This window comes from Variovorax sp. LjRoot290 (assembly GCF_964253985.1).
Classification (GTDB): Bacteria; Pseudomonadota; Gammaproteobacteria; order Burkholderiales; family Burkholderiaceae_C; genus Variovorax.
Window position 1 is genome coordinate 5,393,118 of record NZ_CAXURW020000001.1, and the last position, 11,338, is coordinate 5,404,455.

The following is an 11,338-nucleotide window of genomic DNA, read 5'->3' on the forward strand; positions in this document are numbered from 1 at the left end:
GGGCCGCCGCCGGCGATGCCGGCAAGGCGGAGGCGCGGGCGCAAGGCGCCCTTATTCGATCGCCTTGCCCATGTCCTCGACCACCTTCTTGGCGTCGCCGAAGACCATCATGGTCTTATCCATGTAGAACAGCTCGTTGTCCAGACCGGCATAACCCGCAGCCATCGACCGCTTGTTCACGATCACCGTCTTGGCCTTGTAGGCCTCCAGGATCGGCATGCCGTAGATCGGGGTGCCCTTGGTGAGCGCCGCCGGGTTCACCACGTCGTTGGCGCCCAGGATGATCGCGACGTCGGCCTGCGCGAACTCGCCGTTGATGTCCTCCATCTCGAACACCTGGTCGTAGGGCACCTCGGCCTCGGCCAAGAGCACGTTCATGTGGCCCGGCATGCGTCCGGCCACCGGATGGATCGCGTACTTCACCGTCACGCCCTTGTGGGTGAGCTTCTCGGCCAGCTCGTTGACCGCATGCTGGGCCCGGGCCACCGCCAGGCCGTAGCCCGGCACGATAATCACGGTCTCGGCATTGGAGAGCATGTAGGCCGCGTCGTCGGCGCTGCCGCTCTTGACCGGGCGCTGCTCCTTGGCGCCGCCGGAAGCCGCCGCCGCCTCGCCGCCGAAGCCGCCCAGGATCACGTTGAAGAACGAGCGGTTCATCGCCTTGCACATGATGTAGCTCAGGATCGCACCCGAGGAACCCACCAGCGAGCCGGCGACGATCAGCATCGCGTTGTTGAGGCTGAAGCCGATGCCTGCCGCGGCCCAACCCGAGTAGCTGTTGAGCATCGAGACCACCACCGGCATGTCGGCGCCGCCGATCGGGATGATGATCAGCACGCCCATCACGAAGGACAGCAGCACCATCAGGAAGAAGGCAGTCCAGCTCTCGGTGAAGACGAACACCAGGCCGAGCGCGATGGTCAGCAAGCCCAGCGCCAGGTTCAGCATGTGCTGGCCCTTGAACTGGACCGGCGCGCCCTGGAACAGCCTGAACTTGTACTTGCCCGAGAGCTTGCCGAAGGCGATGACCGAGCCGCTGAAGGTGATGGCGCCGATGGCCGCGCCGAGGAAGAGCTCGAGCCGGTTGCCCGCGGGGATGAGCTCGCCCTTGGGAACGATGCCGAAGGCCCAGGGCTCGACCACCGCCGCCACGGCGATGAAGACCGCGGCCATACCGATCATGCTGTGGAAGAAGGCCACCAGCTCGGGCATCTGCGTCATCTCGACGGTCTTGGCGCGGTAGGCGCCGTAGCCGCCGCCGGCCACCAGGCCCAGCAGCACCCAGGCCATGCCCATGGCCTTGCCGTCCGAGATCTGCACGATCAAGGCCGCGGTGGTCAGGATGGCGATCGCCATGCCAACCATGCCGAACAGGTTGCCGCGAATGGAGGTGGTGGGGTGGCTCAGGCCCTTGAGCGATTGAATGAAGCAGACCGATGCGATCAGGTACAGCAGCGTGGCGACATTCATGCTCATGCTGCATTCCCCTTGTCGGCCGCGGGCGCTGCCTTTTTGTCCTTCTTCTTGAACATCTCCAGCATTCGCCGCGTGACGAGGAAGCCGCCGAAGACGTTGACCGCGGCCAGCGCCACGGCCAGCACGCCCATGGTCTTGCCGAGGCCGCTCTCGGTGAGCGCCGCCGCCAGCATGGCGCCGACGATCACGATCGCCGAGATCGCATTGGTCACGGCCATCAGCGGCGTGTGCAACGCCGGCGTGACGGTCCAGACCACGTGGTAGCCGACGTAGATGGCCAGCACGAAGATGATCAGGTTGATGACGGTATGGGAAACGGGATCCATGGTCTTAATTCCTTCTCTCTCACTTCCGGGTCACTTGACCGTCTTTGCTCATCAGGCAGGCGGCCACGATGTCGTCTTCGAGGTCGATGTTGAGCGCGCCTTCCTTGTTCACGATGAGCTTGAGGAAGTCGAGCACGTTGCGCGCGTAGAGCGAAGACGCGTCGGCCGCGACCAGCGCGGGCAGATTGGTTTCGCCCACCAGCGTGACGCCGTGCTTGATGACGGTGCGGTCTGCTTCGGTGAGCGGGCAGTTGCCGCCTTGCGGCGCGGCCAGGTCGACGATGACCGAACCGGGCTTCATGGCCTTGACCATCTCTTCGGTCACCAGCACCGGCGCGGGCCGGCCCGGGATCAGCGCGGTGGTGATGACGATGTCGGCCGCGGCCACGCGCTTGGCCACTTCGACCTTCTGCCGATCGAGCCAGCTCTGAGGCATCGGCTTGGCGTAGCCGCCGACGCCCTGCGCCGCTTCCTTCTCTTCGTCGGTGTCGTACGAGACGTCGATGAACTTGGCGCCCAAGGACTCGACCTGCTCCTTGACGCTCGGGCGCACGTCGCTCGCTTCGATGACGGCCCCGAGCCGCTTGGCGGTGGCGATGGCCTGCAGGCCGGCGACGCCGACGCCGAGGATCACGATGCGCGCCGCCTTCACGGTGCCGGCGGCCGTCATCAGCATCGGAAAGAAGCGCTGGTACTTGTCGGCCGCGATCATGACGGCCTTGTAGCCGGCGATGTTGGCCTGGCTCGACAGCACGTCCATGCTCTGCGCGCGGGTGGTGCGCGGCGCGGCTTCGAGCGCGAAGCCGGTGAGGCCGGCCGTCGCGAGCCTTTGCAGGCCCGCGGCATCGAAGGGGTTGAGCATGCCGATGACGACGGTGCCGGGTTTCATGAGCGCCGCCTCGGCATCGCTCGGCGCGCGCACCTTGAGCACGATGTCGGCGCCGAAGGCGCCGTTGCCGTCGGTGATCTCGGCGCCGGCGGCCTGGTAGGCCGCATCGGTGACGCTGGCCACCACGCCGGCGCCGGACTGGATGCGCACGGTGTGACCCTGTGCAACGAGCTTCTTGGCCGTCTCCGCAGTGACGGCCACACGGGTTTCGCCTGGCGCAGTTTCGGCCGGCACGCCTATCAGCATGGGGGATCTCCTCGGGGCAGCGTTGGAATTCGGGCCGAGCTTACATGAAGATGACAAAGAACTGGCCGAGGACCTCATCCCTCTGTACAGTAGCGCCTCGCGAATGACCGGCGCACAGATCGCCGGCTTTACGGAAAGAAATCAGGGGGATGAAAGATGCGAATTGGAGCGCTCGACGACGAGCCGCGCCAGCTCGAACTGGTTCGGCATGCCATGGCAGTGATCGGGCATGAATGTCATGATTTCGAAGACGGGCGCTCCCTGCAGCGTGCCCTCTACCAGCAAAGCTTCGACATGCTGATCCTCGACTGGCGGCTTCCCGACGTCGACGGGTCGAACGTCGTCAGATGGATACGCGAAAAGCTCGGCAGCAGCCTCCCCATCCTCTTCGTGGCCAAACGGCGCAAGGAAGAGGACATGGTCGAAGGCGCTGACGCTCGGCGCCGACGACTTCATGGCCAAGCCGATCCGCGTGGCCGAACTCCAGGCGCGGGTGCAGGCGCTTTTGCGCCGCACCTATCCGGCGCTGTTCCAAACGGAACTGGTCTGCGGCCCCTATCGCTTCATCCCTCTCAAGCAGGCCCTGCTGATCCACGGCCAGGCGGCCAAGCTCAAGCACCGCGAGTACACGCTGGCGATCTTCCTGTTCCGCAACATCGGCCGCCTGCTGTCGCGCGAGCACCTGCTCGAGGCCGTGTGGGGCGCAGATGCAACGGTCACTTCGCGCTCGCTCGACACGCACATGTCACGGTTGCGCTCGAAGCTGGACCTGCGCCCCGCCAACGGCCTCGTGCTGTCGGCCGTCTATGGCCTCGGTTACCGGCTCGAGTTCATCGACCAGAATGGGATCGAGTCGCCGTACCCCATGGCGGGCGCGTCCGAATGAGCCGGTCCCCGATCGAAGGAGCATCACCACGATGATGAGTCGAATGACCCGACTTTTGTCCGCGGCCCTGCTGCTCGGCGGCTGGCTGCACCTCGCGGCCGCGCAGGAGGTGGACCCGAGCGAGCTGGTGCGCGGCGGCCTGCAGGCGGTCCAGATGATCGACCAGAACAAGATCGGCGAGCTCTGGGACGGCGCCTCGCCGGCCGCCCGCAAGCGCGTCAGCCGCAGCGACTTCATGAGCCAGGTCGCCAAGGCCCGCACGCCGCTCGGCGCCGCGCAGCAACGCACCTGGGTCGCGATCAACCGGCAGGTCGTCGGCGATGGCGATCCCGAGCTGGCCGGCCAGTATGTGAGCATCGAGTACGAGACCCGCTTCGCCAACAGCAGCACGACCACCGTGCGCGAGCTGGTGACCTTTCAACTGGGCAGCGACCGCGTCTGGCGCTTCTCGGGCTACGTGCTGCGCTGAATGGCCTCGGTCGCTCGCTGGAAACCCAACGTCACCGTCGCCGCGGTGATCGAGCAGGACGGACGCTTCCTGCTGGTCGAAGAGCGTACGAAGGCCGGCCTCAAGCTCAACACGCCGGCCGGCCATCTCGACCCGGGCGAGTCGCCGGCCGAGGGCTGCACGCGCGAGACCCTGGAAGAAACGGCCCACCACTTCACGCCGACCGCCCTCGTCGGCATCTACATGGCGCGCTTTCTCGGCGACGAGGAAGACGTGACCTACATGCGCTTCGCCTTCGCGGGCACGCTCGGCGCCTTCGAGCCGGGCCGGCCGCTGGACGAAGGCATCGTGCGCACCCTGTGGATGACGGCCGACGAGATCCGCTCGAGCGTGGCGCGCCATCGCAGCCCGCTGCTGCTGCAATGCGTGGAGGACTACCTGGCAGGGCAACGCTATTCGCTGGACCTGATCCACACCCACGTGTCGGTCGCCGCACCGTCGCAAATCTAGCCGGCCCGCGCGATCACCCCGCCACCCAGGCACACATCCCCGTCGTAGAGCACCGCCGACTGCCCCGGTGTCACCGCCCACTGCGGTTCGGCGAAGGCGAGCCGGAAAGCGCCGTTGGCGCCTTCACCCAGCTCGCAACCCGCATCGGCCTGGCGGTAGCGCGACTTCGCGGCATAGGCGCCCGAGGGCGGCGCGCTGCCTGCGACCCAGCTCGCATCGTCGGCTTCGAGCGCCGGCGACAGCAGCCAGGGATGGTCGTGGCCCTGCACCACCCACAGCGTGTTGTTCGCTACGTCCTTGCGCGCCACGAACCAGGGCGAGTGATCCCCCGCCCCGCGCTGCGCTCCCTTGGGCTTGATACCGCCGATGCCGAGTCCCTGCCGCTGGCCCAGCGTGTAGAAGCTCAGGCCCTGGTGCTCGCCGATTTGGCGGCCGCGCTCGTCGCGGATCGGGCCCGGCTCCTTGGAGATGTAGCGGTTGAGGAACTCACGGAAAGGCCGCTCGCCGATGAAGCAGATGCCGGTCGAGTCCTTCTTCTTCGCGTTCGGCAGGCCGATCTCGTCGGCGATGCGGCGCACCTCGGTCTTGCGCAGTTCGCCGATGGGGAACAGCGTCTTAGCGAGCTGCGGCTGGTCCAGGCGATGCAGGAAATAGCTCTGGTCCTTGGCCGGATCGAGCCCCTTGAGCAGCTCGTAGCGCCCGCTGGCCGCGTTGCGGCGCACCCGCGCGTAGTGCCCGGTGGCGATCATTGAAGCGCCGAGCCGCATCGCATGATCGAGAAAGGCCTTGAACTTGATCTCGGCATTGCACAGCACGTCCGGGTTGGGCGTGCGGCCGGCCTGGTACTCGCGCAGGAATTCGGCGAACACGCGGTCCTTGTAGTCGGCCGCGAAGTTGACGTGCTCGATCTCGATGCCCAGCACGTCGGCCACGCTCGCGGCGTCGACGAAGTCGATGTTCGACGAGCAGTACTCGCTGTCGTCATCGTCTTCCCAGTTCTTCATGAAGATGCCGACCACCTCGTGGCCCTGCTGCTTGAGCAGGTGCGCCGTGACCGCGGAGTCCACTCCGCCGCTCAGGCCCACCACGATGCGCTGTTTTTCCATGAGGAGGCGATTGTCCCAGCCTCGGCAAGCCGGTGCCCGCATCCGGGAAATCACCGAGCGGCCCATGCCCGCAGGGAGGCGGCAGGCTCCCACAATGGGCTGCCTCAACTGGAGACACGCATGAACAGTCTTCCCCCCGGCCCCGCACGGCCGGCCCCGGTCTCGCGCCGGCTGGTTTGCCAGTCGCTCGCGCTGTTCGCCGCGGGCGGCGCCCACGCCGTGCAGGCCCAGGGCGCCTGGCCGCAGAAGAGCATCCGGCTCGTGGTGCCCTTCGCGCCCGGCGGCTCCAGCGAGGTGGTGGCGCGCTCGGTCGCGGCCGAGCTCACCAAGCAGTTGGGCCAGAGCGTCTACGTCGAGAACAAGCCCGGCGGCGCGGGCACCATCGCCATGCAGGAGATCGCCAAGGCCCCGGGCGACGGCTACAGCCTGATCCTCGGCCATGTGGGCACGCTGGCCGTCAACCCCTACATGCTGCCCAACCAGCCCTACGACGTGAACCGGGATTTCGTGCCCGTGACCTTGCTGGCCAAGGTGCCGAACGTGCTGGTGGTGCATCCGGACGTGCCGGTGAAGACTTTCAAGGAGTTCATCGCCTACGCCAAGGCCAACCCGGCCAAGCTCAACTACTCGTCGGCCGGCAACGGCAGCGCCGGCCACCTGAGCATGGAGTACCTGAAGCTCACGGCCGGCTTCTTCATGACGCACATCCCTTACCGCGGCAGTGGCCCGCAGATGACCGACCTGCTGGCCGGCCGCACGCAGGTGGCGATGAACGGCATGCCCAGCGTCTCGGCCTTCATCAAGTCGGGCAAGCTGCGCGCGCTGGCCGTGGGCTCGGCGCAGCGCATCGCCGCTCTGCCCGACGTGCCCACCATCGCGGAGAGCGGCTACAAGGGCTTTGAGACCTCGCAGTGGTATGGCCTGCTTGCACCGGCCTCGACGCCTGCGCCGATCGTGAAGCGGCTGCAGGAAGAAAGCCTGAAGGCCCTGAAGACCGGCCCCGTGACCGAGCGCTTCGCGCACGATTCGGCCCTGGGCGTGGGCGATACGCCGGAGCAGTTCGGCGCCTTCATCTCGGCCCAGCAGAAGACCTGGAAAGAGATCGTCGCCAAGGCCGGCATCAAGCCCGATTGATCAAGGAGCCCGTCATGATTCACCTCAGCGGCATGGACGCATCGTTCCTGCACCTCGAAACACCCGAATCGCCGATGCACGTGGGCAGCCTGCAGCTCATCGACCTGCCGGCAGGCTACGAAGGCGACTTCGCCGAGGACGCCAAGAAGTACCTGAGCGGCCGGCTGCACCTGGCTTCGGTGTTCGTGCGCAAGCTCGCGATGATGCCCTTCGACCTGGCCAACCCAGTGTGGGTGGAGGACGACGACCTGGATCTCGACCACCACATCCGTCACGTGATCATGCCGAGGCCCGGCACCATGGCACAGCTCGAGCGCCTGGTCGGCCGGCTCCACTCCACGCTGCTGGACCGCAGCCGGCCGCTTTGGGAGATCTACATCATCGAAGGGTTGCAGACCGGCCAGGTCGCGCTCTACAGCAAGATGCACCATGCGGCCATCGACGGGCAGGCCGGTGTCGCGGTGGCCAAGGCGCTGTTCGACATCTCCGCCACGCCAGCACCGGTGAAGGCGCCGCGCGCCAACCGACGCCCCGATTCATCGCAGCTGGGCATGGCCGAGCTCGCGAGCGCGGCGCTCAGCAACACCGTGCAGCAGTACGTGAAGCTGATCCAGTCGATCCCGGCCACGGCCAAGGCGATCACGAGCGTGCTGCTGCCGGTCTCGGAAACCACCGGCAAGCGCAGCTTCGAGCTGCCCAAGGGATTGAAGACCGCGCCCAGGACGCCGCTCAACGTCTCGATCACCAACCAGCGTTCCTTCGCCGGGCGCTCGGTGCCGCTGGCCGAGGTCAAGCAGATGGCCAAGGCCACGAACACCAGCCTCAACGACATCGTGCTGGCCATCTGCGCCGGCGCGCTCAAGCGCTATCTGGCCGACTACGGCTGCAAGCCCGCCAAGCCGCTCATGGCCGGCGTGCCGGTATCGCTGCGCAGCGAGGGCAACACCGATCTCAACAACCAGGTGTCGGTGATGCTGGTCAGCCTGGCCACCGACATTTCAGATCCACTGGAACGGCTCGCGGCCATCCACGAATCGTCGAGCGAGGGCAAGAAGCTCACCGGCAACGTGAAAGCCGCGATCCCGACCGACTTCCCGTCGCTCGGCGTGCCATCGCTGATGTCGGGCCTGGCCTCGCTCTACGGCCGCTCCGGCCTCGCGGACAAGCTGCCGCCGATGGCCAACGTGGCGATCTCCAATGTGCCCGGCCCGTCGTTCCCGCTCTACTTCGCGGGTGCCAAGCTGGCAACCTATTTCCCGGTGTCGATTCCGGGGCACGGGCTGGCGCTCAACATGACGGTGCAGAGCTACAACGGCTCGCTCGAGTTCGGGCTCACGGCCTGCCGGCGCGCGGTGCCGGACATCGCCGATCTGGGCGACTATGTGGTCGCGGAGCACAAGAAGCTGTTCGGGCTGATCGTGGGGCAGGCGGCGGCGGCGCCTGTTGCTGCTGCTGTCGCTGCGCCAGTGGCGGCACCGGCAGCGAAGAAACGGGCAGCGCCGAAGAAGAAGGTCGTTGCGAAGGCGGTGCGCGCTGCCGGGACGCGTGCGCCGCGCAAGGCAGCTGCAGCGAAGCGCGCTGCCGCGTTGAACTGAGGACTTGCCTATTCGCGCAGCTCGGCCAGGATCTCGTAGGACCGCAACCGGGCCTCGTGGTCGAACACCTGCGAGGTGATCATCAGCTCGTCCGCGCCGGTGCGATCGATGAACGCCTGCATCCCCGTCCGCACCGTCTCCCGCGATCCCACGGCTGAACACGAGAGCACCGAATCGAGCAAGGCGTTCTCGGCCGGCCCGACACGCTGGCGGTAGTTCTCGACCGGCGGCGGCAGGCGCCCCGGCCGCCCGCTGCGCAGGTTCACGAAGGCCTGCTGCCACGAACTCGAACGGAACACCGCCTCTTCATCCGTCTCGGCCGCGAACACGTTGAAGCCGAGCATCACGTAGGGCTTGTCCAACTGCTTCGAGGGCTTGAAGGTCTCGCGGTAGATCCGGATCGCCTGCATCAGCTGCTGCGGCGCGAAATGCGAAGCAAAGGCGTAGGGCAGCCCGAGGTGAGCCGCAAGCTGCGCGCCGAAGGTGCTCGAGCCCAGGATCCAGATCGGCACTTCGAGTCCCATGCCCGGCACCGCACGCACCGGCTGCTTCGGCTCCTTCGACATGAAATCCATCAGCTCGACCACGTCCTGCGGAAACTGGTCGGCATCGGACTGCAGGTCGCGCCGCAGCGCCTGCGCGGTGCGCTGGTCCGAGCCCGGTGCGCGGCCGAGGCCGAGATCGATGCGGCCGGGATAGAGCGACTCGAGCGTGCCGAACTGCTCGGCGATCACCAGCGGCGAATGGTTGGGCAGCATCACGCCGCCGGCGCCGATGCGGATGGTGGAGGTGCCGGCGCCGATATACGCCAGCAGCACGGCCGTCGCGGCGCTCGCGATGCCCGGCATGCCGTGGTGCTCGGCCAGCCAGTAGCGCCGGTAGCCAAGCTTCTCGCCATGCTGCGCCAGGCTGAGCGAATTGCGGAAGGACTGCGCGGCGGTGCTGCCCTCGGTGATGGGCGACAGGTCGAGGATGGAAAGTGGGGTCATGGATCGGCCGGAGCGAACAAAGCAGGGCCGGCATCTTGGACCGAAGTGCGGGGCCCGCGAACGCGAAGGGCCATTGCAGCCTTGCAGCCGCTCTGCTAGGCGAGCTCGATCAAGCCAGGTTCATGGGAGACCGCTTGCCGTGACGGTGCACTGCATCGTCACGACCACGCCGCCGCCGGCAGGCAGCACGGCCACGAACGCGCCCGGCGCGCTCACCGTTCCAAACGTCAGGCCCGTGCTCAGCGTGTCCGTCAGCACCACCGGCTGCGTCGTCGCCCCTCCCGTCACCGTCGCCGTCACCGTGTACGTGTACGTGATCGTCCGGCCCGCCAGCACCGCGCTGCCGCTCGCAGGGTTGGCGCTCTTCACCACCGTCATCGCCCACACACCGATCGTGGCGGTCGACGTGTTGTTTCCCGTGCAGTTCGGCGGCGTTGCCGAGTCGCAACCGCCTACCGTATCCGTCACCCCCGCCGGCGGCGCAATGGTTGCGGTATTAACTGCCGTGGTCGCCGCAAACGCTTGGGCACCGGCATAGGCAAGCCATATCCACAGAAACCAAAGGGCGCTGCGGCGGAAAACCTCAATTGCGTTGCGTTTCATCATGACGGACGGACTTTTCTCAAGGTCCGAACTCCCTCACGCATGAATAGAGAAACCCGGACCGCAGGACTGCAAAAAGGACAGCAATTCCAAAAGGAATAATTGACAGGCGACGCAACGCTTTGCGCTCTTGTCAGCGGGTGCGGATGGTGCGGGGGGAGGGTTGGCGCGACAGAATTGCCGCGACAATTCATCAGAATTGGCTCAGGCCAAGAAGTAGTTCTTGCGACTTACTTCACACTTCTTGTGCAATCCACCTGCTGACTGCCCTGTGAGAGGGTGAGCGAGGCGCGCCAGGTGAGAACGAGGTCGTTCTACGGAAAGTGCCGGCTGGACGGACTAATCGAGCGATGTGGTCTGTTTAGGCAGTTCGTCAGGAAAAAACAGATTTGCACGCGTGTTCTGGGCACCGCAGGATTCGTCCCAAAGACTTGCTGGTCGCAACAAATGCGCAGTCAATTGATATACCGCTGACCTTCGCCTCTCGTGCTTGGCGTCATGGGCATATCGAGGTGCAACAAAAAAGGCGCAAGGCCGTCAAGCCCTGCGCCTCTTTTCGAGACCTCTGAAAGATTTCGTCAGAATGGAATATCGTCGTCCATATCGTCGAAGCCCGACGAGGATTTGGCCGGCGCCTGCCGTGGTGCCGGTGCCGCAGCGCGAGGTGCCGCCGCGGGAGGACGCGAATAGCCACCACCTTGCGCCCCTTGCGAGTAGCCGCCGTCGTCGTCGCCGCCCGAAGGCCCGCCCTGGCCCTGGCGGCTGCCGAGCATCTGCATCTGGTCGACGCGGATGTCGGTGGCGTATTTTTCGACGCCGTCCTTGTCGTTGTACTTGCGGGTGCGGATCTGGCCCTCGACGTAGATTTGCGAGCCCTTGCGCAGGTACTGGGCGGCGATCTCGGCCAGGCGGCCGTTGAACACGAGACGGTGCCACTCGGTGGCTTCGCGCATCTCGCCGCTTTGCTTGTCTTTCCACTTGTCGGTGGTGGCGAGGGTCACGTTGCAGATCTGGTCCCCGCTGGGAAAGGTGCGCGTTTCCGGATCGCGCCCGAGATTGCCGACGAGGATGACTTTGTTGACCGATGCCATATGCACTGCCCCTGATGAATGGATGGAAGAGGAGGAAAG

General features: G+C 66.1%; 11 protein-coding genes and 1 pseudogene. 5 read left to right on the top strand and 7 right to left on the bottom strand.

All coding sequences use genetic code 11. From position 1 onward, the window contains the following. Positions 1 to 51: 51 nt before the first annotated feature. The 3 genes from ACSQ9A_RS26635 to ACSQ9A_RS26645 are packed head-to-tail and all read right to left on the bottom strand — an operon-like array spanning position 52 to position 2,937. Positions 52 to 1,476: an NAD(P)(+) transhydrogenase (Re/Si-specific) subunit beta gene (locus ACSQ9A_RS26635; RefSeq protein ID WP_436305890.1), complete on the bottom strand. Its 1,425-nt coding sequence runs from the start codon at positions 1,474 to 1,476 to the stop codon at positions 52 to 54. Beyond that, positions 1,473 to 1,802, bottom strand: coding sequence for an NAD(P) transhydrogenase subunit alpha (locus ACSQ9A_RS26640; RefSeq protein ID WP_093109934.1), 330 nt, complete (start codon positions 1,800 to 1,802; stop codon positions 1,473 to 1,475). The genes ACSQ9A_RS26635 and ACSQ9A_RS26640 overlap by 4 nt, the downstream gene beginning before the upstream one ends. Positions 1,803 to 1,821: 19 nt before the next feature. After that, positions 1,822 to 2,937, bottom strand: a complete 1,116-nt coding sequence (locus ACSQ9A_RS26645) for a Re/Si-specific NAD(P)(+) transhydrogenase subunit alpha (RefSeq protein ID WP_436305891.1) — start codon at positions 2,935 to 2,937, stop codon at positions 1,822 to 1,824. Positions 2,938 to 3,093: 156 nt separating this feature from the next. Here ACSQ9A_RS26645 and ACSQ9A_RS26650 point away from each other — a divergent pair. From ACSQ9A_RS26650 to ACSQ9A_RS26660, 3 genes and pseudogenes are all read left to right on the top strand, one after another. Further along, a pseudogene (locus ACSQ9A_RS26650) lies at positions 3,094 to 3,823 on the top strand (response regulator transcription factor). A gap of 43 nt (positions 3,824 to 3,866) precedes the next feature. Then, the gene (locus tag ACSQ9A_RS26655) at positions 3,867 to 4,292 is read left to right on the top strand and encodes a DUF4019 domain-containing protein (RefSeq protein ID WP_436305892.1); all 426 of its coding nucleotides are present in this window, start codon (positions 3,867 to 3,869) and stop codon (positions 4,290 to 4,292) included. Then, positions 4,293 to 4,781: an NUDIX hydrolase gene (locus ACSQ9A_RS26660; protein ID WP_436305893.1), complete on the top strand. Its 489-nt coding sequence runs from the start codon at positions 4,293 to 4,295 to the stop codon at positions 4,779 to 4,781. On the opposite strand, the gene mnmA is transcribed toward ACSQ9A_RS26660, so the two are convergent. Further along, positions 4,778 to 5,887: a tRNA 2-thiouridine(34) synthase MnmA gene (gene mnmA / locus ACSQ9A_RS26665; RefSeq protein WP_436305894.1), complete on the bottom strand. Its 1,110-nt coding sequence runs from the start codon at positions 5,885 to 5,887 to the stop codon at positions 4,778 to 4,780. The two genes, ACSQ9A_RS26660 and mnmA, sit on opposite strands and share 4 nt — an antisense overlap. Before the next feature lie 120 nt (positions 5,888 to 6,007). On the opposite strand from mnmA, the gene ACSQ9A_RS26670 reads away from it, so the two are divergent. Both ACSQ9A_RS26670 and ACSQ9A_RS26675 read left to right on the top strand, forming a co-directional pair. Further along, a complete protein-coding gene (locus ACSQ9A_RS26670; RefSeq protein ID WP_436305895.1) occupies positions 6,008 to 7,021 on the top strand; it encodes a Bug family tripartite tricarboxylate transporter substrate binding protein in 1,014 nt (337 codons plus the stop codon). Between the two features lie 14 nt (positions 7,022 to 7,035). After that, a complete protein-coding gene (locus tag ACSQ9A_RS26675) occupies positions 7,036 to 8,616 on the top strand; it encodes a WS/DGAT/MGAT family O-acyltransferase (RefSeq protein WP_436305896.1) in 1,581 nt (526 codons plus the stop codon). Between the two features lie 8 nt (positions 8,617 to 8,624). Here the strand turns inward: ACSQ9A_RS26675 and ACSQ9A_RS26680 are convergent, their stop codons facing one another. From ACSQ9A_RS26680 to ssb, 3 genes are all read right to left on the bottom strand, one after another. Further along, positions 8,625 to 9,605: an LLM class flavin-dependent oxidoreductase gene (locus ACSQ9A_RS26680; protein WP_436305897.1), complete on the bottom strand. Its 981-nt coding sequence runs from the start codon at positions 9,603 to 9,605 to the stop codon at positions 8,625 to 8,627. A gap of 120 nt (positions 9,606 to 9,725) precedes the next feature. Beyond that, positions 9,726 to 10,211 carry a DUF7507 domain-containing protein gene (locus ACSQ9A_RS26685; RefSeq protein WP_436305898.1) on the bottom strand — a complete coding sequence of 162 codons (486 nt, stop codon included), beginning with the start codon at positions 10,209 to 10,211 and terminating at the stop codon, positions 9,726 to 9,728. A gap of 575 nt (positions 10,212 to 10,786) precedes the next feature. After that, positions 10,787 to 11,299 carry a single-stranded DNA-binding protein gene (gene ssb, locus ACSQ9A_RS26690; protein WP_436305899.1) on the bottom strand — a complete coding sequence of 171 codons (513 nt, stop codon included), beginning with the start codon at positions 11,297 to 11,299 and terminating at the stop codon, positions 10,787 to 10,789. Positions 11,300 to 11,338: the final 39 nt, after the last annotated feature.